We start from the raw sequence: 26,848 nt of genomic DNA on the forward strand, positions 1-26,848 counted from the left end.
GCGAACATGATAAAATGGAGCAACTTTTTAAATCCCCTGGCGAAATGCCGGGGGGTTTTTTCTATCTCCTTGATATTGATGTATATTTGGTGAGAAGAGTTATACAAGGAGTTCTAATGAAACATCTGAAATATTTAATGCCTGTCGCTGCATTTGCGCTTGTAACCCTTTTCGGTTGCGATAGCGATTCCAACTCTACCGAAGCGAATACCAAATATGAAAATACTAGGTGGTATGCCAATGACGCTGCGGATGCCGATTCCGTAGTAAAGAATTTTGAGGATGCCGCTTCGACGCCGGACAATTCGACGGTGAAAGATGAACCTGCCGAGCAGGATTCTAATCAAGAAACGTATGATGGTTCTACGGGCTTGATTTCGTGCTATTACCAAATGGCCGATGTCTTTAGGACGCGCTCCTGCATCCAGGCGGATGTCGACTATGAAAAATATCTGAAGAAGATGTGCACGACGGAAGCCGAGGGTGCCGACGGGATGGTTGTTTCTGCCACTTTGGGAAACGGATGCCCGTCTGGTGCAACGAAGGTCTGTGTTGATAAGGAAAAAAACACGGCGGTTTCGGCCAAGATTTATTACTATGGTGCTGTGTTTAACACGATGAGCTGTGCCGAACTTCTGGAAGATGGGGATGATGACACCGAAGTAAAGGATGTCACGAACTCCGATAAAGAAAATAGTGACCCAAAACAAACGGTTCCTGTAGATGTTCAGGACGGTGAAACTTTCGCATGCTATGGCGAGGACGTTTGTGGCGTGTTCCCGTTAGACAAGTATAATCGCTCTGAATGCGAAAATGATGGTGGCTCTATTGCGGCAGAGTGCCCGGCAGGTGGAACAAGGTGTGACGGCGTCATCGACGGGGTTCAATATTATGTTTATCCGGGCGCCTTCTTCGATTGCGAAGATATTCGCGATCTTGCAGAATAAGGCAAAGACCGCTCCTTTGTACATGAATGTTTACAAAATGGCGGTGCTTGCTAAAAATGTTGTTTTGTAATACAACAAATGTCAATATTTTGTTTAAAAAAAGCAACCTGTTTGAAAAAAATGGATGTATATTAGGGACTACCTAATTCATTATAAGGAGACAAAATGTTTACTAAAAAAGTTATTCTTCCTGTTGCTGCTCTTGCTATGACCGCTCTCGTGGGTTGCGGTGACGACAGCTCTTCTAGCCCGGCTTCTAAGGAAGCTCCGGCTACCTTGAAGCAATTTTTTGACACAAAGGATGTCGCTTGCTCCGCAACGGACAATATGTGTGCTAAGATTTATATCGAAGAAGATCTGAAGGACACTGTCCAGTGCAATGGTACTTCTTGGGAAATGATGCTTTTCGGTAAGCCGGTTACTGGCTGCGAAAATGCTGCTCCGGCTGCCGAAACTCCGGCTGACCCGGCTGCCGAAACTCCGGCTGATCCGGCTGCCGAAACTCCGGCTGATCCGGCCGCTGAAACTCCGGCTGATCCGGCTGCTGAAACTCCGGCTGACCCGGCCGCCGAAACTCCGGCTGCTGGTGGTGCAACCTGCTACATGGCAAGCGATATTCCGGGTATGGCTGAATGCATTCCGGTTACCCAGGATCAGTGCGCAACGATCGCGGGCGAATGGGTTGAAGCTTGCCCGGTGAACTAATAAAGCTCTGACAACAGGCTGACGGCCTGTTGCTTTAGCTCAACAAATGACTTCCCTGCAGAAGGGGAGTCTTTTTTTGTGGAAACGCTTCTAAAACGTGACGAAAAGTTCCAAAAAGCGATATTGCCGCTCCAGAATAGAGCAAGAAAATTTTTTTTACTAGCGCCGCGTATCCGATTCTTTTTGAATCGGATATATGTTTTCTTTATGGTTTTTAGTTCTATAAGGAGTCCAAATGCTTAACAAAAAAATCATCCTTCCTATTGCCGCCTTTGCAATGGCATCGTTCGTTGCTTGCGGTGATGACAGTTCCTCTTCTGGCACTGCTGCTAGCAGCAATCCCGCTAATAACAGCAATGTTCCGGCAAGTGTTCAAACGCTTGAAGAAGCGATCAATCTTGCTTGTTCTTCGACCGAGAATATGTGCGCCAAGGTATATGTGGAAGAAGATGCCGATACCGTACAGTGCGATGGAACAATCTTTACTCCGATGATGTTGGGCAAACCGGTTGATGGTTGCAAGAATAAGGCTTCGGCAGACACTCCTGCTGATTCGGAAAACAAGACGCCTGCTGCAGAAGAACCTGCTGGCGATGAAAAACAACCCGCTGGCGAAAATCCGGGTGCCGGTAAGGAACCTGCCAATCAGGGTGGCGACGAAGAAACTGTCGACCTGGGTGGTGGCGCCGGTGAAGAAGGTGCTGAACCGGGTGAAGGCAAAGAACCTGCCGGCCCTGGTGCAGGCGAAGAACCCGCCGGCCCTGGCGCTGGTGAAGAACCTGCCGGCCCTGGCGCAGGCGAAGAACCTGCCGGCCCTGGCGCAGGCGAAGAACCCGCCGGTCCGGGTGCAGGTGAAGAACCCGCCGGTCCTGGCGCAGGTGAAGAACCCGCCGGTCCTGGCGCAGGTGAACAACCTGCCGATCAAGGTGCAGGCGAACAACCCGCTGAACAGGGTGCAGGTGAACAATCTGCTGAATAAAAAAGTGTGCAACGAAGACTCCCCTGCATAAGGGGAGTTTTTTATTCGGAAAACGACCCCCCGGAAGGAGGGTCGTTTAGTGTTCGAGGAGTACTAGAATGAAATGTTATATCGCTTGCAGCAGGAGTATCGCGAGCACCTGGCCGCTTAAGATTCGAAGCAACATGGTGAGCGGGTAAACGGAGGCGTAGCCGATGTTCACTGCTTCGCTGTTCGCTTGGCCGTTGGCAAAGGCCAGAGCGGGCGGGTCGGTGGTGGCGCCTGCGAGAACGCCGCAGAGCGAAAGGTAGTTGACTTTGAAAACCAGGTGGCCGACAGTCGCGACGATTGCGAGCGGCACGAAGGTAATGAGTGCTGCAAGTCCCATGTAGTAAACGCCGTCACCGTTCAGGAGCACGTCAAAGAACTTGATGCCTGCATTCAGGCCGACGCAACTTAAGAAGAGCGTGAGGCCGAATTCACGGAGCATGAGGTTTGCGCTGTTGGCCATGAAGAAGTTCAGCGGACCGATTTTACGCTTGCGGCTCAAAAGAATGGCGACAATCAGGGGGCCACCGGCAAGACCGAGCTTGAGCGGGGTCGGCATTCCGGGGATAGCGATAGGAATGCTTCCGACAATGACTCCGAGGAAAATGCCCAAGAAGGCGGGGAGAATTTCGGGGTGGTCAAGAGCGGTGAGCGAATTGCCCAGTTCCTTCTCGGCGGCCTCGATGCCTTCGGCGGTGCCGACGACTCGGAGCTTATCGGCGAACTTGATTCTCAAATCGAGTCGGCCAGTGAACTTGAATCCGCTGCGCACGACGCGGCTGATGTTTACGCCGTAGCGTTCCGCAAGAGCCAAGGAACCGATGGTGCGGCCGAGAATCTTCTTGTTTGTCACGAGAATCGTCTTGACGACAATCTTCTTGTCAGTGTTGCTGGTTTCAAGCGTAATCGGTTTTTCCAGACGCTTGCCGATAATTTTTTCCATGGCGCAAACGGCTTCGGGCATGCCCACAATGTGCAGCTTGTCGCCTTGTTCAATCACCGTCTTTCCGTTCGGGGTAAAAATGCTTTCTCCGCGCAAGAGGCGGGTGACGACGACTCCGCTCGAAATCAGGTTCGGAATGTCCTTGAGCTGGATTCCGTAAAGGTTCTGGTTTTCGACGGTAAGGCTGCAAGATTCAATTTCTTTGCTGTGGGCAGCGATTTCCGCTGTATATTTTTCGGCTGACTTGGCGGGGTCTTGCCTAAAGATGAGGCGCACGAGAATCATGACCAAGATGATTCCGATGACGCCGAACGGATATGCAACAGCGTACCCGATACCCGTGAGGGACGTGTCCACCCCGGCCGCGGCAAAGGCTGAGTTAGCGGCTCCAAGGGAAGGCGTGTTCGTGACAGCGCCACAAAGCATTCCTATGAGTACGGGTACGTTGTTATGCATATCTGTAAAGAAGTACAGGCAGAGCGTTACGATAACGCCGAGCAGCACGATGCTTGTCGAAAGGATGTTCAGTACAAGGCCGTGACGGCGAATGGAATCCATGAATCCGGGTCCCACTTGCATGCCTATGGTGTAGACAAACAGGATCAAGCCGAATTCCTGAATAAAGTGAAGGACGTTCGGCTCGACACGGAGTCCCAGGTGGCCAAGGCCAATGCCCACGAAAAGGGCGCCTGCGCTACCGAGCGCGATTCCCTTGACCTTGATTTTTCCGATCATGAGGCCGAGTGCGGCGGTGAGCGCGATTGCTAATACTTGTTGCCCTACCGAGGGCTTTGCGAATAAATCGATTAGCCAAGTCATTTTATCCCTCCGTCTTTAAATTTACTCTTTTATGCAACGGACCGAGGCGGCAATGTTCTTGTTGAAGTGTTCGTAAGTGATAGTGGAATCGGTGGCGCGGACGAGGTAGGCTCTGGAATCGTCGTAGCTGTCGCTTGTCCAGAAGCTTGCGCTTGCGCCCTTGTCGGCAAATTTTCCGTCATAGTAGCGGAATCCGGCAAATTGCATGTTGAAGGAACTGTTTTCCTTGAGCGTTACCGAAGAGGCGTCGCCAAAGGCCTTCTTGAAATCTTCTTGCGAGGGGAGGGTCCAGCCTTTCGGGCAGAGTCCCGTTGTTGCGGCGTTCCAGGTGTAAAGTCTCCCCATGATTTCGCAGTTGACGTGTTCGTTGCCGTAGCAGACGCTGGAATCGGGGATGTAGGCGGTGATGTTTTCGGCCATCCAGACTTTGCCGCCGAGGTTTGCGGTCTTGTAAGTCTTTTCGGAACAAGAAAGCGTGTTGGAGGCTTCATCGTACTTGCAGGTATTTGCCTGGTCGCAGGCGGTAAACGTGATGGCGGTGCCTAACGTAATGGTGGCAAGTGCGATGGTCTTGAATGTCGGTTTCATAAGTACTCCTTGTTGTTTTTGCGTGCAAATTTAGAACCGGCGATTCATATTGTCTAATAGATTATTTATATTTAATTCATCAATATTTTTGATGAATTGCTTTAGATAAGAAAATTGTATGGAACTCACGCACTTAAAATATTTCTTGGAAGTCGCCCGCACAGAACACGTAACGCAAAGTGCGAAAACCCTATGTATTGTGCAGCCTGCGCTCACGCACGCCCTTCATAAACTTGAAGACGAACTCGGCGTAAAACTCTTCAAGACGCAGGGCCGAAACATCAAATTGACAGAAATCGGGGAATATTTTTATAAGAAAGTGAAACCGCTTTACGAAGATATCGAAGCGCTTCCGGCACAGCTCCGCGCCATGGAAAACGAACAGTCGGCAACCTTGAACTTGAATGTGCTTGCCGCATCGACGTTCGTGACCAATGCCGTTATCTTGTATAAGCAAAACGATCCGGATCTTCGATTCAACCTGGTGCAGAACGAAGAAACGACGCTTTACGACATTTGCGTTCGCACGTATGCAGACTACAAGGCGTCTGCGCAAAAATACGGTTCCGACGACGAAGAAAGTTTTGTCTGTTCCGAAAACATCTTTCTGGCGGTTCCCAATGTGGCACAGTACCGCAAATGCGACAGTATCAGCCTCAAGGAATTGCAAGAGACGAACTTTATCGGGCTTTATGGTTCCAAGCAATTGCGCAATATCTGTAATGAATACTGCGAACGCGTCGGGTTCAAGACGCACATTATTTTTGAAAGCGACAACGCCCTTGCTGTAAAGGACGCTATTGCCAGCGGTATTGGTGTGGGGTTCTGGCCCGAATACTCTTGGGGCCGAGTGAACAACCGACGAATACGTCTATTAAAAATTACAGATGCCGAATTCAAGCGCGATATCGTGATTACGCTTCGCCGAAACAAGCAAGACAACTCGCGTTCCGAAAGATTTTTCAAGTTCTTGACCGGTTTGCTCAAACGGACTGAAAAACGTAAGAAGCCGCATAGGTAATTTTTTACTATATTTGGCTCCCCAATAAAGGTTGATTTGATGTTTGATTTGAATGCATTTTTTGAAGGGATGTCCAAGCCTCTGCTTCGCAATGCCCATGCGAAGGCTTTCGGTCACAAGGGCCTGTTGAACAACGCCCTCATCCAAGATGAAACGCTCGGTTTTTATAACGACAAAGAACGTGTCGCCGCCTTGTTCCAGAAGATGGAACCGTGGCAGCGCCACTGTATGACTTTGATTTACAATAGTGCATCTAGAGGTCTAACTTTTAATGAACTTCGACTGACGGTTCCTGTAAGCAAGTGCCGCGACCTGCAGACTTTCTTGCTCGAAATGTGCCGCGAGTACGTGCTCTGGCGCAGTCCGTCTACAAATACCTCGGTGTATTACGGCTTTGCGAACTTCCTCGGAATTTTTGATGAACCGCTTGTGGAGGCTCCCGCTGTAAAGGGTGCAGACCTGTTCTACCAGAACCTGATTGACTGGCATATTTGCGAGGTGCTCGCCCTGGCCATGACCGGCGACCTCAAGGTCAACAACAGCAATGCGTTGCACCGCCGCAGTTACCAAATTTGCACCGAAGCGTTTACTTCTGCAAGGCGCATCTCCGAAAAGACTGCCGAAAACGAAGTCTCCCTGATTTTCAGTTTCCTTACCGGTAACGGCTGGCTGGAACAGGAAGACGCATGTCTTGTCCCTACGGAAAAGGCTCTTGAATTTATCCGCAAGAACGGCTTCCGCCTGCACCAGGACTTGGTTTCCTGGTGGCTCAAGGAACGTTTCCGCGGCGACCGCAGCCATTGCGTGCGCTTGCTCCGCATGCTCGACAAGCCGCGTACGGCTCTCTTTGCGTCTTCTATTTTCTGGGTGCTGGACCCGACGTTCCGCCTGCAAGAAAAAGATGGCCTGATCGCTTGGGAATACTTGCCGCGTCCGTTGCGCGAACTTTGGCTCTTGGGCCTTGTCCGCTTTACCATGGTGGGCGGCAAGGTGGCCGCAGTCTCGCTTGAACAGGCCGGCCGCGACTGGCTGGAATCTTCGATTGCCTCGGTGCCGGAACAGAACATCTCTTGCTTGCCGAACTTCGAACTGATTGCCTCGACCGGAACTTCGCCACGCGTGCTCTTGATGCTTGCCTGCCTTGCGAAGGTCGAAAACGACGAAGTGTACTTGCGCTTCTCGCTGAACCGCGAAAGCTACCTCCGCGGCCTCAAGTGCGGCATTGCCGAATCTGAAATCGAAAATTTCAAGGGCTGGATCAAGCCGCCGGTCAACGTGGAATCGACGATTGCCGAATGGAATTCGTCTTACTACGGCGCCCGCGTGCAGACGGTTCGTTTGCTCAAAATCGAAAACGCCGAAGTGCTGAACGAACTTTCCCGTTTCCCGCAGTTCATGGAATGCGCCAACGAATACATTGCCGGCTACGGCTTCGTGCTCAAGCCCGAAATGGAATCGCGCGCCTTCGAAATTCTTACGAACTACGGCTATTGCCCGTTCGTGGAACGCAAGAACGTGAACCGCTCGAGCGCTCCGACCGAAGAATGGCGCAAGGAATTTGTGGTCGCATGGCCCGAAGCGAAGGCTCCGGATTACGAACTCAAGGATACCGCCAATTCGGAAACCTTGCAGACGGCGCTCAATTCGACGAAGTACGGCAACAACTACCAGAAGCTGAGTACGTTTGACTTGGTGAAGGTGTTGCGCTATGCGAAGACCGTGGGCGCCCTCATCGGGGCCAAGGTCAAGAACCCGACCAAGCGCGGCGACAACGAAGTCGAAAGAAGCTTCTTTGTGCATGCGCTTAAGCTTGCGAAGTCTCCGCAGACAATCGAAATCCAGCCGTACGGAAGCGAAGTCCCCGAACTGTTGGAACTTTCGTTTATTCAAGAAGTCAAGGTCTATAACGGCCGCCAGCCGCAGTAATTACGGCAACGTTTGGGCAAAGCCTGCAATGTCGATGAGTTCCTGTAACGTGAACTCGTCAATGTAGGCTTCCATGCCGCGTTCCTTGTCGCCAAAGTTGATCTGGTGCCAGAAGGTGGGCATTTCTTCGCGTGCGCGGTCGCCAATGAAGGCGGGCTTTTCGTAATAGAGCGAAAAGTTGAAGCGCCTGCCGTCATCGCCATGGCAGGGTCTGCAGTTTTGCATGAATAGCTTTTTGCCGCGCTCAATGTTGGCTCCCTTGATTTTTCCGTCCTTATCGAGCAGTTTGTACACAAGGAGAGCCATACGGGCGTCTTCGCGCGTGAGCGTGTCGCCGGGGGAGCCCGGTTCGGGTTTTTGCACTGCCGGTTTCGTTTCGGCCGGCTTGCCGTTTTCGGCAAATGCAGAGGCCCCGAGCAGCATACCGTAAGCTGCCAAGGCCAATATCCCTGTAGATGCCAACCGAGCGAATTTCATGCAAATCAATGTAATAAAATGTTGAATGTGAAATGTGCGATTATTCATTGCACATTCCTCATCAAACATCACACATTTACTACTATTCCCTTATGCGTTGTTTGAATTGGATTTACTCGACATTGGTGGGTTGTGCCCTCATGTCGTCATTCTCATTTGGAGCGGAGGTCTCCGTGGATCAGTTCTCTAAGAACCTGTTGTTCAGCGGCCGCTGGGAACATGGAAAGGAATTCAGCCGTACCAGTGCCCCGGCTGCCATGGTGCAGTTCAAGGCTACGGCTAAGTCGCTGGAATTTGAACTGGAGGGCGAAGCCAGATTCCGTGTCGACGAAGACGGAAAAGAAATTGCCGTGTTTACAACAAATGCACGGAATGTGTATAAAGTAAAAACGACCACCGGTGCAGGTTCGCACCTTTATCGCCTGATTAAAATCAGCGAAAGCAATCCGGGAGGCGTCCACCTATACAGAGTCGCCACCGACAAATCGGGCAAGTTCGATGAACCTCCCAAACCGAGCAACCGCCGCATTGAATTCATTGGCGACTCGTTTACCGTGGGCTTTGGCGACGAAGGCCAGAATGGTCAGGACGAATCCCTGGTGTTCGAAAAGACGAATGCTTCCAAGAGCTACGCCTTCTTGATTGCCGACGGCTACAAGGCGGATTTTCAGGTGAACGCCTTTAGCGGGCGCGGCCTTGTGCGCAATTACGACAACATCGTGCCGGAATGGCCGATTCCGCGTCTGTATGACTTTACGGTTCCGGGCGAAGCTCCGGGGGATCTCGCAAACGGCGTTCCCGAGCAGTCCATCCGTTACGATTTCAACTCCTTCCATCCGCAGGTCATAGTCCTTTTCATCGGGATCAACGATTTCCAGGGGAACCCGCCCTACGCAAAGCATGATGCCTTCAAGAAGGCCTACGCCGAACTTCTCGACAAGCTCCGCAAGGCCCATCCGGGTGTCAAGTTCCTGCTTTTGTCGACCAAGGTGTGGCCTAACGATGACTTGACTCCGACGGTCAAGGCGATTTATGACGCCCAGAAGGCTGCCGGCAAGTCCGACCTGGAATTCATGACGCTTACGACGGCGAATGTCGGACTCCTAGGACACCCCGACATACATTCGCACGAAGACATGGCGAAGGCGATTCGACCCCTGATCGGGCGCCTCGGAAGGTGGCTTTCCCGCTAGTTTTTGTACAAAGGGTCCTTTTTTTCATACAAAAGACCCTTTTTCGTGCATAATTGTGTTAGTATCGGCACACTTTTTTACAGAGATTATTGCATTTTGGGTCTTTTTTGTATATTTAAATTGAGGATTTTGGTAGGATAGTTCCCATGTCTAGGATACTTGAGAAGATATACGTTCTGTTCAGGATGAACATCCTGATTTTCGTGCTTTTGGCAATTACCGTCATTGCACTCTTTGCGCATCAGAATGGCCTAGATGTGATTGAACCTTTGTACCTGCACGACTATCCGTATATCATTGCCGAGACGGACTCTGCAGATGGCGGTGCCTCGGCTGTAAAGCTTTCCCGTACAGATTCTTCCATTATCGTGGACTACGAACTGAAGGAAGGCTACGCCTACCCGTATGTGGGCGTCAAGATTTTCTTGGGTGATGGCAAGACCCGCGGTAAGGACCTCTCCAGGTTCGACAGCATTTTTGTGTGGGTGAAGCCCCGTGGCGAAGGAACCGTACGTCTCTACATGCGCGGCTACGACAGCACGTTCTCCCGCCCCGACGACGAACTTTCGCTCAAGTTCAACGAAATTGAATTCTTCCCGCTGGAAGAAACCTACCCGGCCGTGTTTGTCCCGCAGGAATTCCGCGTGGCCAGCTGGTGGGTGGCACAGAACGGCATTAACGTCCACAATGCAAGGGTCGACCTTTCGAACATTCCGCTGATTGAAATCCAGACGGGTACGAATGCTCCGCTTGGCTACGGAACGCTTGAAATCAAGGGTCTCTGCTTCAAGGGCAAGAAGATTTCGAAGGCTGAACTTTCGACGGCACTTGTGGCCCTCTGGTTCATTACCTTCTTCGTGATTTTGATGATCCGCTTCTTTGACTACAGCCGCGAACGTACGGCCAGCAAGAAGAAGCGCGAAGAACTCGAAAAGAACTTGCGCGCCTTGGAAATCGAGAAGAGCGAATACGAAAAGTCCAGCAAGGAAGACCCGCTTACGGGTTGCCTGAACCGTGCGGGCTTTAGCAGCGTGCTCATGCGCGAACAGGAAAACCTGAGCAAGAACGACAGCCCGGTGTCCTTCGTGATCCTGGATATCGACCACTTCAAGCATGTGAACGATACTTACGGCCACATGGTGGGTGACGAAGTCCTGGTGAACCTCGCGAAGCTCATCCAGAGCAAGATTCGTAATACCGACGCCCTGGTGCGTTGGGGTGGCGAAGAATTCGTGATTCTGTGCGGCGACACGCCGATCCAGAACGCCCAGTTCCTTGCCGAAAAGCTCCGTATGGCAATTGAGAACTCGCAGCTGATCAAGCAGCAGAAGATTACCTGCTCCTTCGGTATTGCTGAAATGATTGCCGGTGAAGACCCGAAGCGCCTGTTCGAACGCGCAGACAAGGCCCTTTACGCCTCTAAGGAAAATGGCCGTAACCGCGTCACGAGTGCGACCTTCCGCCATACCCGGTAGTTCGCAGAATTAGAACTATGAAAAACGTCATTGCGAGTGCGACGAAGCAATCCACAGTGGCGTTTTTTTTATTAGCCGCATTAATCCTGTTTGGTTGCGCCAAGAAGGAGCCCGAAGTGGACTTCAAGCCGCTCCAGATGCATTGGGTCCTGGCCGAGGGCGAAGACGATTCCCAAATGCCCCGCAAGGATAACTGTGTGATTTTGCTCACAGCGCGCCTGATGGCCGAACCGCCGGTGCAGGCCTCTACCGCCGGCGAACTGAGCTACAAGGTCACCTACGGCCGGAGCTCCGAAAACCCCGAAATCCTCAAATTTGACGGAATTTGCAGGAATTTGTCCATGATGGACAAGCCCGAGTGCCGCTGGGAGGCCACCTGTGATGCCGATTGTAAAATCGTTGTAAACTTCCACAACGGAGATTGATTTTACGGCATAGGCTTTTGATAGTCAATGATTTATCTTTATAGTTATGAAGAAGATTTTTGAATATACGGACTATCGCGAATGGTTGAGGGATGCTTTTGAGGATTTTAAGCAGCGTAAGACTGTCATTTCGTGGCGCTACATGGCCATGAAGATGGGCGCTGATCCTGGCAACCTCCTTCGCGTATCGCAGGGCAAGATCCACTTGCCCCTTAGTCTGATTAAGCCTGCAGCAGAATTCTTCGAACTTGAAGGTAAAGAAGCCGATTACTGGGCTGAAATGGTGTATTTCGGTCGCGCGAAGACCGACGCCGACGCCTTGCAACACTACGAACGCATGCAGGCCCTGAAGGGCGTTTCTCTTAAGTTGTTGCAAAAGAAGGAATTGGAATTTTACCGTCATTGGTACTACAATGCCATACGTTCCGTGATTGGCATTTGCAAGTTCAAGGATGACTACCAGGGTCTTGCCGAAAGCTGCACCCCGAACATTACCGAAAAAGAAGCCCGCGACGCCGTGAAACTGCTCGCGGACCTCAACATGATTTCTACCGACCGCGACGGCTATTGGAAGGTGAACGACACCTTTGTATCGACGGGGGGAAACTGGCGTTCTCAGGCTGTACGTGCATTCCAGCACGAAACAATCCGCCTCGCCGACGAATCCCTGGACAGGCACCAGCCGTTCTTGAGGGATATTAGCACGGTCACCATGACTTTTTGCATGGACGATATCCAGCTCTTGCGCGAAAAGATTAACGCTTTCCGTGAAGATTTACTACGTTTATCCCAAGAAGGGACGGATGACGATACTGTATTCCAGTTGAACATCCAGATGTTCCCCTTGGCGTTCACCAAACCCCTGAAGGAAAAGGAGAAAGAAAAATGAGAAAATCGCTCTTTCTTTTGCCTTTGCTCTCGCTGTCGATAGCGGGTTTGGTGGCCTGTTCCAATAACAAGGATGACGTGGCTGGTGGTCCGGGTAGTATTACTACGAACGGACTTGCCCTTATTGATGGTCAGCCCGCCTCTTATGCGACTGTGGCACTCCGCAAGGTGGACTATAAGGAAAAGTCCGCTGGCGAAGTGAATGCCCTTGTGATTGCGGATTCCTATGCCGACGAAAAGGGTAACTTCAAGGTTGAAATCCCGGCTGACGGCAAGTACCGCTTGACGGTCGCCCATGATGGCGTGGCTTACTCCAGGGTTTTGACCCGTAATGAATTTGCTGAAGCCGGTGTCTCGCTCAAGCCCGATACCGTGCGTCTCGAACCGACGGCAGTGCTTGCCGGTGTCGTAGATGTTCCTGAAGGATCGTCTACGGTTTGGGTCGGTATTGTCGGTACCGACGTCTTGGTGAAAACCGACGAATCCGGCTGGTTTGCTCTGTCGTCTATTCCGGCCAATGACTCCTTGCAGCTGTACTTCGTGAACGAAGACTTCGACAAGAGCCTGGGCGAAAAGGACCTCTTTGTAACCCCGATGGAATCGATTATGCAGGATTACCGCGAAGCCGTGGTTCCTGAAGATACGACTCCGGAAGATACGGTTGAACCTGAAAAACTGCTGCAAGTCTTGGCTTTGCTCAAGGATGGAACTCCGGCAACGTATGCGACGATTGCCTTGCGTGCCGCCGATGCTAAGGTCGAAGATTATGCCGTGCAGAACACGATGGTGGAATCTGAACTGCGTACCGACAAGAATGGCCGTTTTGAAATGGAATGGCCTGACTCGGGCGACTACCGCTTGACGGTTACCAAGGACGGCTTTGCCTTCTCCAAGATTTATAACGCCAAGGATTTGGCAAAGCTGGATACGCTCCGTCTGGAAGCCACAGCCTCTATTTCGAGCAAAGTAACGCTCCGCACCGGCGAAGAATTCCTGTGGGTCGGCGTTTACGGCCTCGATCTGTTGGTCAAGACAAATAACGCGGGCTCTTATGTGTTGCCCAGCGTGCCGGCAAGGGATTCGCTCGATATCTACTTTGTGATGCCGGATAGCGCAAAGACCCTGTATGCCGAATGGAAGGCGATTGCCGAGCCGTACAATACCAAGTTCACGAACCCCGTGATGGTGCTGCAGGACTTTGAAGACGGCATCAAGAGCTGGTACGTGAATACGGATGCCCTTTTCAAGGGCACGACGCTCACGCCTATGGCCAAGAATGTGGCTGACGGCATTGTGTACGATTCGACTCGCAAGTCCAAGGTGTTCCATGGTGAATACAAGCTTGCCGATGACGATTACGCCTGGGTACTTGTCGGAACGACCTTCGAACACGAGATGAATTTCTCCGCGATCGATTCCGTCGTGTTCTACGCCAAGGGCGACGGAAACATTCGCCTCTCGCTTGAAAACTACATCAACGACGATAAGAGCCTGAAGGCCGCTACCGAATGGTTGCCGCTTTCCAAAGACTGGCAGCGCATTAGCGTGAATCCGGCTGAACTCTGCGTCGGAAATGCGAAGACCGAAACCTGCTTTACTTCTTGGAGCGGGGTGAAGTACTTGGTCAAGCAGCTCCATATTTTCCCGCAGGACGGCACCGAATTCTACATTGACGACGTGACGCTTTACGGCGCCTTGTTCTAGGGAACAAATACAATTTTCTTACAAGTAAAAGCCGCCTTAAAAGGGCGGTTTTTTTATGTGTTTTTTCGCATCTTGAGGCCTTGTTTCGCTCTGTTTAGTCTTGTATACAATCACGAAATTAAGTATCTTTGGGGTTATATGGAAACCCTTGAAAAAGAAGCGGCTGTTGCCCTCGATTACCTGTCCCGCATCTCTAAGGAAGCGGAAAAGAAGTTTGATGAATTTTTGCCGCCCGTAGCCGACCGTCCGGAAAGGCTTCACGAGGCGATGCGCTATTCGATGTTTGCAGGCGGCAAGAGACTCCGCCCGGCACTGGTGCGTGCTGCATTTGACATGTTCGGCGGCAAGGGCGAATCGGTAGATTACGCCATGAGCGCTCTTGAAATGCTCCATACCTTTAGCTTGATTCACGATGACCTGCCCTGCATCGATAACGATGACTTTAGACGCGGTAAGCCCACAAGCCACAAACAGTTCGGCGAAGCCACTGCCGTGATGGCTGGCGATGCCCTCTGCATTCGTGCTTTTGAACTGATGGGCCGTACCGGTAACGCCAAGGCGATTGAAGTCCTAGCCCACCTGTTGGGTACCTACGGCATGATCGGTGGCGAAATGATCGACATCGAATGCGAAGGCAAGAAGGTTGACTTGGAAATCGTCGACTATATCCATTACCACAAGACGGCCGCTTTGATCGAAGCCTCTCTAGAAGTGGGTGCACGCCTTGCAGGCGCAAGCGAAGACGACATCAAGATTATTCGCGACTATGGCCGTTCCATCGGCCTTGCATTCCAGATTGTGGACGACATTCTGGATATCGTTTCTACGACCGAAGAACTGGGCAAGGATGCCGGTTCCGACATCGAAAAGGGGAAGGCGACATACCCGGCTCTCGTGGGTCTCGACAAGTCCCGCGAGCGTGCGCACGAACTGTACGAGGAATCGCTCAAGGCTTTGGATGGCCTCAAGTGCGACACCACGATTCTGCGCTCCATTGCCGCATTCATCATTACCAGGGTTAACTAATGGACCTTAAGAATATCAAGTCCCCCCAGGACATAAAGCATTGCTCTGTCGAGGAGCTTTATCACCTGGCGTCGCAGATCCGCGAGACCATCATCGGTCAAGTGGCGAAGCATGGCGGTCACCTGGCTTCTAGCCTGGGTGTCGTGGAACTGACGCTTGCCTTGCATTACGTGTTCAATGCTCCTGACGATAAAATCGTGTGGGACGTAGGGCACCAAGCTTACGTGCACAAGCTTTTGACGGGTCGCTTTGACCGGTTTGAGACGCTTCGCCAGCAGGGCGGCATTTCTGGATTTTTGAAGAGGAACGAAAGCGAGTACGACTGCTACGGCGCCGGACACGCGACGACCTCTATTTCTGCAGCCCTCGGCTTTGCCGTGGCGCGCGACCACTTCAAGCGCAAGAACAGCGTGGTCGCAGTCATCGGTGACGGCTCCATGACGGGCGGTATGGCTTACGAAGCCATCAACAACGCCGGTCTTTCGAAGCAGAACATGACCATCATCTTGAATGACAACAAGATGAGCATCGCCCCGAACGTAGGTAACTTCAGCAAGTACCTGAACCGCGTGATTTCGGACCCGGTCTACAACAAGATGCGTTCGGACCTCGACCGCCTGATGAAGCGTCTCCCGGGCATTCTGGGATCTCGTTTCCGCGACTTGTTCCTGCAGGCGGAAAATGCGGCGAAGACGGTGGTGAAGCCGGGCCGATTCTTCGAAGATCTCGGCATCCGTTACTTTGGCCCGATCGATGGCCATGACATTAACGAACTGATTATGCTGTTGCAGCGTGTCAAGGAACAGCCGGGCCCGTGCCTGGTGCATATCTTGACCGAAAAGGGACGCGGCTTGGATGCTGCGGTGAAGAACCCGACCAAGTGGCACGGCATTGGACCTTTCGACCCCGAAAGCGGTCTTCCGCTTGCTCCGGGAAAACCGAACCCGTCTTTGACGCATGTGTTCGGAAACACTTTGCTTGAACTCGCGAAGAAGGATGACCGCATTATCGGCATCACGGCTGCCATGCCTACCGGTTGCGGTATGGACATTGTGGCCAAGGAACTTCCGGACCGCGTGATTGACGTGGGTATTGCCGAAGAGCATGCGCTCACGTTTGCCTCGGGCCTTGCCTGCGATGGCGTGGTGCCTGTGGTCGCGATTTATTCGAGCTTTATGCAGCGCGCCTATGACCAGATTATGCACGACATCGCCTTGCAGAACTTGCATGTGGTGATGGTGCTTGACCGTGCGGGCCTGGTCGGTGCCGATGGCCCGACCCACCATGGCGCGTTCGACTTGTCGTTCTTGCGCACGGTGCCGGGTATCACCATCTTGGCGCCGAGCAACGAAAACGAACTGCGCGACATGGTGCGCGCGTCTATCGACATGAAGGGTCCTGTCGCGATTCGATATCCGCGCGGGACCGCACTGGAAGAACACCTGAAACCCGCTCCCGAAACCGTGGACGTGAAGCTCCCGAAGGTTCTGGAAGAAGGCAAGGACATCTTGCTCCTGGGTGCAGGATTCATGACGAACGAACTCAAGAAGACGGCTGCCGTTCTCCGCGAAAACGGAAAGAACGCCACCGTCGTGGATGCTCGTGTTATCAAGCCGCTGGATACCGAGGCTTACCGCAAGCTCTTTGACGCACACAAGACGATTGTGACGCTCGAAGACAACACGCTGGTGGGCGGTTTCGGTTCTGCCGTGGCCGAACTTATTGCCGATCTCGGTTACACCGACAAGCGCCTGTTGCGCTTTGGCCTGCCGGATCATTTTGTGGAACAGGGCGAAATTCCTGCCTTGTTCAAGCTTTTGAAAATTGACGGGGAATCCGTCGCCAAACAAATCATGGAAAAAGTATGAGCGAAGAAAATAAAAACCGCACCGTAAAAGTGACTCTGGACCGTAAGTTCGGAGTGAGCGAAAAGCCTGAACGTCGTCCGCGCCGTGACGATGACCGCGAAGAACGCGGTGGCCGTGAAGGTCGTTCTTTCGACCGTGGCGATCGTAAGTTTGGCGACAAGAAGTTTGGTGACCGCGAAGGCCGCTTTGACCGTGAACGCCGTCCGCGTCGCGACGGTGATGACCGTGGCTCCTTTGGTCGCCGCGAAGGTCGCCGCCCGTTCGGTGACAGGGGTCGCTTTGGTGGCGACCGTCGCCCGCGCCGCGAATTTGCTGCAGGCGCTCCGATTTACCGCCAGCGTCCTGAAGAACAGAAGGAAGAAGTCGAAGAAGTATTGGACGAAGCCGCACTCGAAGCCCGCGTGGCCGAAGTGGAATCCAGCGAAGATTCCAACTTCAACCCGCCTTGGTTCAAGCGCATGCTCGCCCTTACGACCGAAAAGGGCCGCGAACGCGAAGGTCGTTTCCTTGGCGAAGGCGTGCATGTGGTGCAGGAACTCGTGAGCAACCACCGCGAACTCGTGATCGGCGTGTACATGACCGAAGGCTTTAATGACGAAGCCTTGATCGAACAGATTAACGAAGCCGAAATCAAGCTGAACATTCTTACCGACGAACAGATGAAGAAGATTTCTTCAACGGTGACGACGCAGGGCATTGTTGCCGTGGCTCGCATTGCAAGCAAGAAGCCGGTGTATGAATCCAGCCGCAGCGTGATTACGCTCGTGGACGCCGTGCAGGATCCGGGTAACCTCGGTACGCTTTTCCGCACGAGCCTCGGTTTCGGTTCTGACGGCATGATTCTTGGCCGCGGTACCGTGAGCCCGTTCAACCCGAAGGTGGTGCGTGGTTCCTCGGGCACCTTCCTCCGCGTGCCTTTCGAATTCGATGTCGATCTCGTTGACCAGATTAACTTCTTGCGCAGCAAGGGTTACACCATTATCGCAACCGATTTGCATGCCAAGCAGTCCCTGCGCCAGATTCCGCAGAACAAGCTTCGCAAGATGGCGTTCCTCGTGGGTAACGAAGGCGCCGGCACCAATCCGTACTTCATTGAACTCGCCGACGAAACGGTGAAGATCCCGATGAGCAGCGAACTCGAATCCCTGAACGTCGCTGTCGCTCACGGTATCCTTAGCTACGAAGCCGCCCAGATTCAAGAGGATTTGAAGTAATGAACTTTCAGGCTCGCTTAGAAGAACGTATTGCCAAGTGCGGTAACCCGATTTGCCTCGGCATGGATCCGGTCATGAAGCTGATTGACCCGTGCTGCCCCGCAGGCTCTGCCGAAGACAAGATCAAGCGTTTTTATTCCGAAATTCTGGAATGCTGCCTCAAGCGTAACGTGACGCCCGCCGTAGTCAAGCCGAACAGCGCTTACTACGAATGCGTGAGCGTGCAGGCCATGCTCGTGCTGCAGCAGCTGATTGCCGACTATCGCAGTGCCGGTATTCCCGTGATTCTGGATGCCAAGCGCGGTGACATCGGTAAGTCGAGCGCTGCTTATGCAACCGCTGCTTACGATGTGTACAAGGCTGATGCCGTGACGGTGTCTCCTTGGATGGGTGCCGATTCCGTGGGCCCGTTCATCCGCGAAAATTCTGAAAACGGTGCGTATGTCTTGCTCCGCACGAGCAACAAGGGCGCCCACGATTTCCAGGATTTGCCGGTGGTCCGTGGCGACGATCCGCGCGATGTTGCCGAAGCCTTCTATTCCGTAGCCGACAAGATTATGGAATGGGACGCCAACCTCGGTTACCTCGGTGCCGTCGTCGGTGCAACGCATCCTGAAGAACTCGAAAAGATTACCGCTTACACGGTGGCTCACAAGCACGAAATTCCGTTCCTGATTCCGGGCGTGTCTATTCCTGGTGTTCCGGGCGGTCAGGGCGGTGACGCGAAGACCGTGCTTACGGCTATCGCCAACGGCGGTGGCAAGCGCAAGTTCCACGTGCTCAACAGCTCCAGTGGCTTGAACTTTGCCTACCAGCGCAGCGGCAAGCCCGAAAACTTCGCAAGCGATTGCGTTGACGCTCTCGAAAAACTCGCAGAGGCCTGCAACTTCTAAGTTATGCGTTTCCTTGCTGTCATCATATTCGCTATCGCGGTTATCGCAGCGGCTTTTCATTTTGCGAAGCCTTTGCCCGGTACAAACTTCGACGAGTCATTCTTGCCGAAGGCCTCGACAGTGCATTATGTGGCTGCAGGGCACGACGCATCGGTCGCGGGACTTTTCTGGATTAAAGGTCTCACGGAACTTGGCGAAAGTTACTTGACCGGTAAGGAATACGCCTACCTCGGTCATGTGGCTGAACTTTCGACGAGCCTTGACTCCTTGTTCTACACGCCGTATTACTTTGTCGGTGGCGTGACACCTGTCGATGCTCCCGATACTTCGGACTTTTCGGTACTACGCCGCGCCAGCCGCGTGTATCCCGAAAACTGGCGCCTGTCGCTTTACTACGCGCTTCGCTTGGCTCGCGGGCCTTACCCGAACAGGACTGAAGCCGCTAACGTGATGCGCAAGTATTTCGATAGCCCGGACACGACCATTCCCGACCATATTCGCACGATTTATCGTAGTTTTGAAATCGACGAAATGCAGACGGAAACGGCGCTCGAAACGGTACTGAACGACGTGATGCAACCGCGCTTCAAGAAATTCCGCGCAAGCTTTTATTCAAAGATTTTAAGGTTGATCGGCTACAAGGGCTTGATTAACGATGTGGAAAAGGACGAACATTACCAGAAGGTAAAGTACCTCGTAGACGGCATGGCCGATGGAAAGATCCACCCGGCAATCGTTTACCGCGAACTCCTTGCCATGAAGAAGATTCGTGACGACGAGCTCGCGGAAATCAAGGCGAAAGAAGCCGCTGCGGATTCTGCCGCGGTAATGGATACGACTGCCACGACAGATACAACCGCGGTCGATACGGTTGCAACGGTCGATAGTTCAGCAAATTAAGTTGAAATTATTCTGCGCAACGCTTGGCGTTGTTCGGAAGCCCCATCAATTCAAAAGCATTCTTGCAGCGGGCTTTCAGGTCTGCTGCTTCTTTTTTAGGAGTGCTTTTCAATTTAGAGCGGTAATAAAGAATGGTTGCCGTGTTGTAGGGCTTGTTGGCCTTGATTGCTTTTTCTTCGGCGACGCGGTAAAGGGAATCGGCTTCGCTGCTTCCGGAAAGGTCTGCCATGCGGGCAGCGGTAAAGGCGTAGAATCCGCCCTTCTTGTCGGAACGCTTGCCGGCCATTTTTAAAGCATCTTCGGCGCGGTCGCTACGAACGGCCGCATAAGCAATGGCGCATTCTCCGTAGAAAGCTGCCTGCGCCGTTTCTTCAGCTTTTTTCAAGGACTTTTCGTCGTAGGCATTGCAAGTCTTTGTCGCTTCCTTGTATTTCTCTTGGGCGTTCAGAAGGCTGATTTTCACCTTCGTGTACTGCAAGAGGGTGCTCTGGTCCAAAACTTCCTTGCGGACGACCGAAAGCAAGGAGTCTGCGAAATTCAGGTCGAGGCTCATGGTACGGATCTGTGCCATGGCGACCAGCACGCGGCCTTCAGAAAGCAAGTCGGCTTCTTTGCGGCTAGCGAGCAGGGCGCGTTCGAGCTGGTTGTAACCCTTCGCGAATTTACCGTTGTCCAAGGACCTTTGGGCACGGAAAGAGTAAACGCCGGAATCGGAAGCGCTTGCAATGGAGCCTGCGGCAAGGAGGGCGACGATGGCGGTCTTAAGCTTTACCATAACGTCTCCACCATGAAGGGCACAGAATCCTTGTTAGGCATGGAACGCTTCACGATCCACATGTTCGAAACGCCTGACATCAAGTCGTCTGCATTCTGGAGCGTCTGCTCCGTCGCTTCCATAAAGTCCGAAAGTCCAGAGGTAACGAGGCTTACCTCGTTCAGGAGACCGTCGACGCGGCCGAAGGTTTTGTCCACCTGACCCATCAAGCCATCGACGCGGCCCATCACGTTGTCCACCTTTTGTGGCAAGGGCCTGACCTCAACCATCATTTCAGAGACAGTCGTTGCAATGGTATCCACCTTTTCAAGCAAGACCGGAACGTGATATTGGATAGTATCGAACAAACCGGATGCTTGGTGCAAAACTTTTGTGCCTTGGTAAGTAATATCGTCAAGACGCACAAGCTGGCGGTTCAAGTTGTCGTACAAAAGTCTGGAACCAAACAGAGCACCAATGGTTGTACCCGTATCCTTGGCCATACCGAGAATGGTGTCGGCAGCATCGATCAAACCGTTTACGCGGCCCAGAACCATGTCCACTTTTTCCAAGACGGTTTCGATATCCTGCGACTCTTCTGGCGGCAAAAAACCGCCATCTTCCAATACGGTGCCTTTACCACGGCGAATGTCAATGTTAATCACACGCGCCGCAATCATGTTTTGGTCGCGCATGGCGAACACCTTGGCGCTATCTGTAATCAGGTTCTGAAACTTTTTCTCGATAATAAACTGAATTTTGACGCCATCGCCTTCGACAGACATACTGTCTACGCGGCCCACCTTTACGCCGCTAATCAGGACTTGGGTGCCCGGGCGAATGCCGAATGCCTTTTCGAAGCGGCTATGCAGGTGATATTCTTCCACACCGATCATGCCGGAGGAGAAAAGCTTTGCATAAAGCACGATACCAAAAACCATCACAGCGACGGCAGAGAAGATACCGACCAGGAGGCCGGAAATTTCCATCCAGTTAATGCGAGGTTTAAAAGCCATGTCAAGAATATAGATTAAAGACTTGTCAATAAATTCATTAGGTAAAAAAAAGTATGCGAAATAGTTGTAAATCATTGTAATATCTATTTTTAGGGTATGGAATACTTTGAATTTTTGAACAAATCGGTAACTCCGTACCATACGGTGGAGGCGTTAAAAGTCCTTTTTGACGCAAAATGTGAAAAAAACACCCGTTTTTTTGAACGCGGTGGCGCCTTGATTGCGGTGCGGACTCCAAAACAAATTTGTTCGGACTCCCAGTTTAGGATTGCCCTGGCCCATACGGACTTCCCGACTTTGAAAATTACGCCGAACCCGGATGGGGCGGCGGCAGGCGTGCGCACTTTGCACCCCGAAATTTACGGCAGCCCGCTTTTTACGAGTTGGCTGGACCGCGACTTGGGCTATGCCGGATTGCTGGCCTATGAACTGGGTGGAAAATTACAGACCAAGTTGATTCGCGGCGATAAGTTGTTCCGCATTCCGCAACTGGCGGTTCACTTGAATCGCGGCGTGAACCAGGATGGCCTCAAGGTGAACCCGCAGACCGATTTGAATGCTCTGTGGACTGCCGTGGGCGGCAAGGAACGCTTTGTAGAAGCCTTGCAGGCGGAACTCCCTGCGGGTGCGAAGCTGCTTGATTTTGACGTGCAGCTCTTTGATGCGCAGCCGGCGCAGTTTGGCGGCTTTGAAAACGAGTGGATTTACTCGGGGCGCCTTGACAACTTGAGCAGTTGCCATGCGATTGCCGAAGCGTTTGCCGCGGCAGGCGAGCTGGAGAAGGATTTCCAGGTGGCCGCCTTCTTCAATAACGAAGAGGTTGGCTCTACTACGCGCGAAGGTGCTGGTAGCAACTTCCTGAGAAGTGTGCTGGAATCGTCGCTGAGCGGGAGTGGAACAGGCGATTTGGATTCCATGCTTGCGGCAAGCCTTGCGCTTTCTATCGATATGGCGCATGCCGAACACCCGAACTTTGTGCAAAAGCATGAAAGCAACCATGCGCCTGTTTTGGGCGGTGGTGTGGTGCTGAAGATGAATTCGCAAAAGCGCTATGCAAGCGATGTTTTCTCGAATGCCCGTTTCAAGCTTCTTTGCGAACAAAATAACATTCCGTACCAGACGTTCGTGATGCGTAATGACATGCCTTGCGGTTCGACGGTTGGCCCCACGATTTCGGCTTCGCTTGGAATCCCGACGGTAGACATTGGCGAGCCTATGCTCAGCATGCACAGCATTCGTGAAATGACCGATGTCGCAGATCACGAGAGCATGATTCGATTAGTCACGGCGTTCTTCGGTTAAGTCTGTACCATACATTGTTGCGATTGGACCCTTATCCCTCTAAGAAGGATAAGGGTTTTTATATGCTACAGTCTGTAGTATATAAAATTACATTTTTTTTATTATTGAATGAATATGCTTAAATTTGCTTAAATAATTGTATTTTGTAGCACAGAATAATTGCAGCAGAATCAAGAAAAACATATATTTAAGAGCATGAAGCCGATATTTGAGTACTACGATTATCGAGAATATATGCGGGCGTTTTATGAGGAACGCAAGCGTATTTCTGCATTTTCGTGGCGCGAATTTTCGAAGATTGCCGGGTTTACTTCTCCAAACTATATGAAGGTTGTTTGCGATGGTAAAAGTAGGCTGAGTAAGATTGGCGTTGCCCGTGTTGCAAATGCGATGGGACTTGCCGACCACGAAAAACTGTATTTTGAAAAGTTGGTCGCATTAAGTGATGCAACCGATGAGTCCAGGAAGCGAAAGATTTTGTCTGAAATTCAGGAGATGGCGAAAGTCTACAAAATCAAGATGCTTGATGGCGATGCGTTTGCTTATTTTGAATCGTGGTTGAACCCGGTGCTCCGTGAGCTTGCTCCAATGAACCCTGGTAAAAAGCCCCTTGCGCTTTCCAAGATGTGCTATCCGCAGGTGAGTGCCACTGAAGTCCGCCGCTCGCTTGACTTTATGGTGCACGCAGGAATCCTCAGGAATGTGGGCGAAGATCGTTATGAACAGACGGAAAAAATTGTTTCGGGGGCGACGGAAATTATGCCCTTGGCGATTCGCTCCATGCATCGGCAAATGGCGAAAAACGCCGTGGATTCCATTGACTCCGTCCCTGTATCCAAGCGTAACTTTAACGGAGTGACGCTTTCGGTGACGCAGAAGGAATATGATTTGATTGTCGCGGAAATGGAAATCTTTAGACAGAGAATTTTATCTATTGCAAGCGGTGTGGAATCTGGTGATCAGGTTTATCGTTTGAACTTGCAATTTTTCCCCTTAACAAAATCCAAGGAGAATGACCATGAATAAGTTTTTGTTTTTCGTAGCTGTTGCGATGGCTGCGGTTTGGGTTGGATGCTCTGATTCCGATTCCAAGGATATTGCGGGCGCAACGACAGAGCAGAACGGGATTGCCTTGAATTCGTCGAGCTCTGCAGAGTTGTCTAGTTCGTCAGATCTTTCAATCTCTTCTGCAGTGTTGGCCGGAGACACCTTGAAGGAACTTTCGTCTTCTAGTTCTTTTGAATCTGTGCTGCCGGAAGATACGACTTGCTGCAAACAAGACGATACCTTGTCTGGCTTTGATCCGAAGCATTTGCGCGACAGCGTGCTTGCAAGATTCGAGGCCGGCGCGGGAACTCCTGGCTACGGACAAAGTCATGATTCCTCCGTGGTTGATCCCATGCCGGCCACATCGTCGTCACGGACGGAATATATATTCAAAACGGAACAGGAAGTGTTCTATGAAGCAGCCGATTGTTATGTGAGCATTTTTGAACAAGAATCGGGTGTTAGAATTATTTATAGCGGTAAGGAATTGAAGGGTAGTTTTGCAAGAATTTCGTTGTACTATCCAGAAGACGGCGTGTTGCTGCGCTTGGTAAACAACTCTTATTGGGGCGGCGCCTGCGAAGAGGATTTGGTCGCTTTCAAGAGCGAATGCGAAAATGAACTGGGCATTTTTAGGGACTACAAAAATGGCGTAGGCTGCACCCAAAATGGAAAGATGGAAGCCGCATGCGCTACACTTGCCGATGCGGGATCTCCGCGGGCAATGCTCCAGAGGGAGGCGAATCTTTACAAGCGGATTTGTGATTCAAACCCAACTCCGGCGGCACGCGAATGTAGTGTCTATTGCCGGATAGAAAACAATGTGAGCGTTTGCGATACAACTTGTAGCGAATAGCCGGATAAAAGTTGCATTTTTGCATGTTGACGCTCACACGGATTCCGCGAGGGCGTTCATGTATCGGTCTGAATTTATATTAATAACTATATTTCCTCTATGCGTATTTTTTCGAAGCTTAAGGTCCATTTTTCTAGGGATTCTTTTGCCCTTTGGGGGCTACTGGTCATTCTGCTCAATTTCGTGATGCTGCACGGAATCGGGTTTGCATCGGATTTGACGTTCTGGCGCCATTGGGTAACGGACTTGCAGCAGGGGGTCGGGAACTTTACCGGCAACTACCCGCCGCTTTATGTGTTGTGGCTTCGCGTGGTCGGCTGGATTTACCAGGTGACCGGCCTCAACATGGATTTGGAATATGAACTCAAGCAGTTCTGCCTTTTCCCGGTGATTTTGGCCCACATTTCGCTTGCTCATTTTGTGTGGTTGCGCATTCATAAAAAGAGCTGGCTTCCCGAAGTAAAAACCGTCGTGATGCTCCTAGTGGTGGCAAACCCGGCATTTTACCTGGATGGCCCCATTTGGGGACAAGTCGACATATTGCCGGTGACGTTCTGCGTGTGGGGCCTTTGGTATGCCAGCAAGCCTAAAACTTATGGCTTGGGCATGGCCCTGTTCATGCTTGGACTTTTGACGAAGTTCCAGATGATTATGTTCTTGCCGGTGTTCGGTGCGCTTTCTCTGCGTTACCGCAAGGTGATGTGGAAAGGTCTCCTCTCGATGGCGGGCGTGTTCTTGCTGGTGTTCTTGCCGTTTATTATCGCGGGAAACTTTAGCAAGGAATTTGCCCAGGCTTACCTGAGTACGATCGACGAATATCCTTATGCATCGATGAATGCGGGTAACTTGTGGATGGTATTCTCGGGGAACATGACGCCGCAATCGAGACCGATTTTTGAATGGGCTCCGGCATTCATGAACCCGGGCCTGCTTGGAAAGATTTTCTTTGTGCTTGTCTCGGTCGCAATCATGGCGCTGACCTTCTTTAAGCGCTTGCCGGTGTCGCGTATAATGACCTTGGCCGCCTTGAATGCGTTTGCCTTCTTTATGATTTTGCCCTGCATGCATGAGCGCTACGTGCTTGCGGCAGCTGTTGTTGCCATTGCGGGCGTTGCTTGCAAGGATCGCCCCGTTGTGATTTGGGCGGTGCTCCTTTCGATGGTCGCTTTCTTGAACATTTCGATGATGACGTCGGTTCGCGGAAGCGCTCTCTGGTTCTGGATTGCGATGGCGGGCATTGTGGTGATGTTTGCGTACATGGTGCATACCTTTGCCCCGGCGGTACTTGACAAGGCCTTGCTGGTATGTAACAAGGTGAAATTGCCCGCGCTTGTGCCGTATGCGCTGTTTGCCTTGATTTATTTGGTGGATGTGGGTGGTAGCTATTTGCAGCAGGCAAGGACTGCTTACCACCTTAAGAAGGGCGAAAGCTTTGTTTATGACTTGAAATTGCTGCACCAGTCTCAGGGCTACGGCAATACCAATATCGGTAAGACGGTCGACAACAATCCGCTGCATTTGAAGGGTGTTCTTTACCTGAACGGAATCGGGTCGCACGCGCCGTCGAAACATGTTTATGCACTTCCGGAAAATGCTTCTCGCTTTACCGTGATTTGCGGTGTTGACGACGAATCGGGCAATGGCGTGGTAGAATTTATCATCAAGCTCGACAATAAGGAAATTTGGCGTAGTGGACGCATGGAAGGCCGCCAGACGGCGACGGCCGATTTGGATATTCGCGGTGGTAAAAAAATTTCTCTTGAAACCGATGAACTGGGCTCCAAGAATTTTGACCATGTCGACTGGGTAAATCCGGTGATATATACGGAATAATAAAGGCGCCTTGAACCCTACC

24 protein-coding genes are annotated in these 26,848 nt (G+C 51.8%); 19 read left to right on the top strand and 5 right to left on the bottom strand.

Going from position 1 to position 26,848, the window contains the following annotated elements; genetic code table 11:
• The first annotated feature begins 116 nt into the window (after nucleotides 1-116).
• The 3 genes from B7989_RS00485 (at nucleotide 117) to B7989_RS00495 (ending at nucleotide 2,631) form a co-directional block, all read left to right on the top strand.
• Entirely contained in the window at nucleotides 117-947 is an 831-nt protein-coding gene (locus B7989_RS00485) for a hypothetical protein (protein ID WP_144264922.1), read from the top strand.
• Between the two features lie 165 nt (nucleotides 948-1,112).
• Entirely contained in the window at nucleotides 1,113-1,652 is a 540-nt protein-coding gene (locus tag B7989_RS14055) for a hypothetical protein (RefSeq protein WP_198959531.1), read from the top strand.
• Between the two features lie 235 nt (nucleotides 1,653-1,887).
• Entirely contained in the window at nucleotides 1,888-2,631 is a 744-nt protein-coding gene (locus tag B7989_RS00495; RefSeq protein ID WP_088626701.1) for a hypothetical protein, read from the top strand.
• Nucleotides 2,632-2,737: 106 nt separating this feature from the next.
• Here B7989_RS00495 and B7989_RS00500 read toward each other — a convergent pair whose 3' ends face one another.
• On the bottom strand, nucleotides 2,738-4,420 hold the full coding sequence (locus B7989_RS00500; RefSeq protein ID WP_088626702.1) for a putative transporter: 1,683 nt from the start codon (nucleotides 4,418-4,420) through the stop codon (nucleotides 2,738-2,740).
• Nucleotides 4,421-4,441: 21 nt separating this feature from the next.
• Nucleotides 4,442-5,008: an FISUMP domain-containing protein gene (locus B7989_RS00505; RefSeq protein WP_088626703.1), complete on the bottom strand. Its 567-nt coding sequence runs from the start codon at nucleotides 5,006-5,008 to the stop codon at nucleotides 4,442-4,444.
• 118 nt (nucleotides 5,009-5,126) lie between these two features.
• Between B7989_RS00505 and B7989_RS00510 the strand changes: the two genes are divergently transcribed.
• Nucleotides 5,127-6,029 carry a LysR family transcriptional regulator gene (locus tag B7989_RS00510; protein ID WP_088626704.1) on the top strand — a complete coding sequence of 301 codons (903 nt, stop codon included), beginning with the start codon at nucleotides 5,127-5,129 and terminating at the stop codon, nucleotides 6,027-6,029.
• A 69-nt stretch (nucleotides 6,030-6,098) separates the two neighbouring features.
• Entirely contained in the window at nucleotides 6,099-7,955 is a 1,857-nt protein-coding gene (locus B7989_RS00515; protein ID WP_233144186.1) for a hypothetical protein, read from the top strand.
• Here B7989_RS00515 and B7989_RS00520 read toward each other — a convergent pair whose 3' ends face one another.
• Nucleotides 7,956-8,432 carry a cytochrome c gene (locus B7989_RS00520; RefSeq protein WP_158212835.1) on the bottom strand — a complete coding sequence of 159 codons (477 nt, stop codon included), beginning with the start codon at nucleotides 8,430-8,432 and terminating at the stop codon, nucleotides 7,956-7,958.
• Between the two features lie 173 nt (nucleotides 8,433-8,605).
• Between B7989_RS00520 and B7989_RS00525 the strand changes: the two genes are divergently transcribed.
• The 10 genes from B7989_RS00525 (at nucleotide 8,606) to B7989_RS00570 (ending at nucleotide 20,018) form a co-directional block, all read left to right on the top strand.
• Nucleotides 8,606-9,625: a GDSL-type esterase/lipase family protein gene (locus B7989_RS00525; RefSeq protein WP_233144187.1), complete on the top strand. Its 1,020-nt coding sequence runs from the start codon at nucleotides 8,606-8,608 to the stop codon at nucleotides 9,623-9,625.
• 146 nt (nucleotides 9,626-9,771) lie between these two features.
• Complete coding sequence (locus B7989_RS00530) at nucleotides 9,772-11,100, top strand: GGDEF domain-containing protein (protein WP_088626707.1); 1,329 nt, start codon at nucleotides 9,772-9,774, stop codon at nucleotides 11,098-11,100.
• Between the two features lie 17 nt (nucleotides 11,101-11,117).
• Complete coding sequence (locus B7989_RS00535) at nucleotides 11,118-11,525, top strand: hypothetical protein (protein ID WP_088626708.1); 408 nt, start codon at nucleotides 11,118-11,120, stop codon at nucleotides 11,523-11,525.
• A gap of 46 nt (nucleotides 11,526-11,571) precedes the next feature.
• On the top strand, nucleotides 11,572-12,414 hold the full coding sequence (locus B7989_RS00540) for a TIGR02147 family protein (protein ID WP_072800019.1): 843 nt from the start codon (nucleotides 11,572-11,574) through the stop codon (nucleotides 12,412-12,414).
• Nucleotides 12,411-14,117, top strand: coding sequence for a carboxypeptidase-like regulatory domain-containing protein (locus B7989_RS00545; protein ID WP_088626709.1), 1,707 nt, complete (start codon nucleotides 12,411-12,413; stop codon nucleotides 14,115-14,117). The genes B7989_RS00540 and B7989_RS00545 overlap by 4 nt, the downstream gene beginning before the upstream one ends.
• A 138-nt stretch (nucleotides 14,118-14,255) precedes the next feature.
• Nucleotides 14,256-15,143 carry a polyprenyl synthetase family protein gene (locus B7989_RS00550; RefSeq protein ID WP_088626710.1) on the top strand — a complete coding sequence of 296 codons (888 nt, stop codon included), beginning with the start codon at nucleotides 14,256-14,258 and terminating at the stop codon, nucleotides 15,141-15,143.
• Nucleotides 15,143-17,011 carry a 1-deoxy-D-xylulose-5-phosphate synthase gene (gene dxs / locus B7989_RS00555; RefSeq protein WP_088626711.1) on the top strand — a complete coding sequence of 623 codons (1,869 nt, stop codon included), beginning with the start codon at nucleotides 15,143-15,145 and terminating at the stop codon, nucleotides 17,009-17,011. Before B7989_RS00550 ends, dxs begins: the two co-directional genes overlap by 1 nt.
• Entirely contained in the window at nucleotides 17,008-18,225 is a 1,218-nt protein-coding gene (locus B7989_RS00560) for an RNA methyltransferase (protein WP_088626712.1), read from the top strand. The genes dxs and B7989_RS00560 overlap by 4 nt, the downstream gene beginning before the upstream one ends.
• On the top strand, nucleotides 18,225-19,118 hold the full coding sequence (gene pyrF / locus B7989_RS00565; protein WP_088626713.1) for an orotidine-5'-phosphate decarboxylase: 894 nt from the start codon (nucleotides 18,225-18,227) through the stop codon (nucleotides 19,116-19,118). Before B7989_RS00560 ends, pyrF begins: the two co-directional genes overlap by 1 nt.
• A 3-nt stretch (nucleotides 19,119-19,121) precedes the next feature.
• Nucleotides 19,122-20,018: a hypothetical protein gene (locus B7989_RS00570; protein ID WP_088626714.1), complete on the top strand. Its 897-nt coding sequence runs from the start codon at nucleotides 19,122-19,124 to the stop codon at nucleotides 20,016-20,018.
• 7 nt (nucleotides 20,019-20,025) lie between these two features.
• Here B7989_RS00570 and B7989_RS00575 read toward each other — a convergent pair whose 3' ends face one another.
• Nucleotides 20,026-20,793: a hypothetical protein gene (locus B7989_RS00575; RefSeq protein ID WP_088626715.1), complete on the bottom strand. Its 768-nt coding sequence runs from the start codon at nucleotides 20,791-20,793 to the stop codon at nucleotides 20,026-20,028.
• Nucleotides 20,787-21,788: an MlaD family protein gene (locus tag B7989_RS00580; RefSeq protein ID WP_088627332.1), complete on the bottom strand. Its 1,002-nt coding sequence runs from the start codon at nucleotides 21,786-21,788 to the stop codon at nucleotides 20,787-20,789. Before B7989_RS00580 ends, B7989_RS00575 begins: the two co-directional genes overlap by 7 nt.
• A 96-nt stretch (nucleotides 21,789-21,884) precedes the next feature.
• On the opposite strand from B7989_RS00580, the gene B7989_RS00585 reads away from it, so the two are divergent.
• From B7989_RS00585 to B7989_RS00600, 4 genes are all read left to right on the top strand, one after another.
• Complete coding sequence (locus B7989_RS00585; protein ID WP_088626716.1) at nucleotides 21,885-23,090, top strand: M18 family aminopeptidase; 1,206 nt, start codon at nucleotides 21,885-21,887, stop codon at nucleotides 23,088-23,090.
• Between the two features lie 195 nt (nucleotides 23,091-23,285).
• On the top strand, nucleotides 23,286-24,116 hold the full coding sequence (locus tag B7989_RS00590) for a TIGR02147 family protein (protein ID WP_088626717.1): 831 nt from the start codon (nucleotides 23,286-23,288) through the stop codon (nucleotides 24,114-24,116).
• On the top strand, nucleotides 24,109-24,993 hold the full coding sequence (locus B7989_RS00595) for a hypothetical protein (RefSeq protein ID WP_088626718.1): 885 nt from the start codon (nucleotides 24,109-24,111) through the stop codon (nucleotides 24,991-24,993). The genes B7989_RS00590 and B7989_RS00595 overlap by 8 nt, the downstream gene beginning before the upstream one ends.
• A 99-nt stretch (nucleotides 24,994-25,092) precedes the next feature.
• Nucleotides 25,093-26,826: an NPCBM/NEW2 domain-containing protein gene (locus tag B7989_RS00600; protein WP_088626719.1), complete on the top strand. Its 1,734-nt coding sequence runs from the start codon at nucleotides 25,093-25,095 to the stop codon at nucleotides 26,824-26,826.
• Nucleotides 26,827-26,848: the final 22 nt, after the last annotated feature.

Origin of the sequence: Fibrobacter sp. UWB5, from assembly GCF_002210295.1 — a bacterium.
Classification (GTDB): Bacteria; Fibrobacterota; Fibrobacteria; order Fibrobacterales; family Fibrobacteraceae; genus Fibrobacter.

Bases quoted from the DNA above. Each gene is read 5' to 3' on its own strand.
- B7989_RS00485 (WP_144264922.1), top strand. From the start codon at position 117: ATGAAACATCTGAAATATTTAATGCCTGTCGCTGCATTTGCGCTTGTA.
- B7989_RS14055 (WP_198959531.1), top strand. From the start codon at position 1,113: ATGTTTACTAAAAAAGTTATTCTTCCTGTTGCTGCTCTTGCTATGACC.
- B7989_RS00495 (WP_088626701.1), top strand. From the start codon at position 1,888: ATGCTTAACAAAAAAATCATCCTTCCTATTGCCGCCTTTGCAATGGCA.
- B7989_RS00500 (WP_088626702.1), bottom strand. From the start codon at position 4,420: ATGACTTGGCTAATCGATTTATTCGCAAAGCCCTCGGTAGGGCAACAA.
- B7989_RS00505 (WP_088626703.1), bottom strand. From the start codon at position 5,008: ATGAAACCGACATTCAAGACCATCGCACTTGCCACCATTACGTTAGGC.
- B7989_RS00510 (WP_088626704.1), top strand. From the start codon at position 5,127: ATGGAACTCACGCACTTAAAATATTTCTTGGAAGTCGCCCGCACAGAA.
- B7989_RS00515 (WP_233144186.1), top strand. From the start codon at position 6,099: ATGTCCAAGCCTCTGCTTCGCAATGCCCATGCGAAGGCTTTCGGTCAC.
- B7989_RS00520 (WP_158212835.1), bottom strand. From the start codon at position 8,432: ATGAAATTCGCTCGGTTGGCATCTACAGGGATATTGGCCTTGGCAGCT.
- B7989_RS00530 (WP_088626707.1), top strand. From the start codon at position 9,772: ATGTCTAGGATACTTGAGAAGATATACGTTCTGTTCAGGATGAACATC.
- B7989_RS00535 (WP_088626708.1), top strand. From the start codon at position 11,118: ATGAAAAACGTCATTGCGAGTGCGACGAAGCAATCCACAGTGGCGTTT.
- B7989_RS00540 (WP_072800019.1), top strand. From the start codon at position 11,572: ATGAAGAAGATTTTTGAATATACGGACTATCGCGAATGGTTGAGGGAT.
- B7989_RS00545 (WP_088626709.1), top strand. From the start codon at position 12,411: ATGAGAAAATCGCTCTTTCTTTTGCCTTTGCTCTCGCTGTCGATAGCG.
- B7989_RS00550 (WP_088626710.1), top strand. From the start codon at position 14,256: ATGGAAACCCTTGAAAAAGAAGCGGCTGTTGCCCTCGATTACCTGTCC.
- dxs (WP_088626711.1), top strand. From the start codon at position 15,143: ATGGACCTTAAGAATATCAAGTCCCCCCAGGACATAAAGCATTGCTCT.
- B7989_RS00560 (WP_088626712.1), top strand. From the start codon at position 17,008: ATGAGCGAAGAAAATAAAAACCGCACCGTAAAAGTGACTCTGGACCGT.
- pyrF (WP_088626713.1), top strand. From the start codon at position 18,225: ATGAACTTTCAGGCTCGCTTAGAAGAACGTATTGCCAAGTGCGGTAAC.
- B7989_RS00570 (WP_088626714.1), top strand. From the start codon at position 19,122: ATGCGTTTCCTTGCTGTCATCATATTCGCTATCGCGGTTATCGCAGCG.
- B7989_RS00575 (WP_088626715.1), bottom strand. From the start codon at position 20,793: ATGGTAAAGCTTAAGACCGCCATCGTCGCCCTCCTTGCCGCAGGCTCC.
- B7989_RS00580 (WP_088627332.1), bottom strand. From the start codon at position 21,788: ATGGCTTTTAAACCTCGCATTAACTGGATGGAAATTTCCGGCCTCCTG.
- B7989_RS00585 (WP_088626716.1), top strand. From the start codon at position 21,885: ATGGAATACTTTGAATTTTTGAACAAATCGGTAACTCCGTACCATACG.
- B7989_RS00590 (WP_088626717.1), top strand. From the start codon at position 23,286: ATGAAGCCGATATTTGAGTACTACGATTATCGAGAATATATGCGGGCG.
- B7989_RS00595 (WP_088626718.1), top strand. From the start codon at position 24,109: ATGAATAAGTTTTTGTTTTTCGTAGCTGTTGCGATGGCTGCGGTTTGG.
- B7989_RS00600 (WP_088626719.1), top strand. From the start codon at position 25,093: ATGCGTATTTTTTCGAAGCTTAAGGTCCATTTTTCTAGGGATTCTTTT.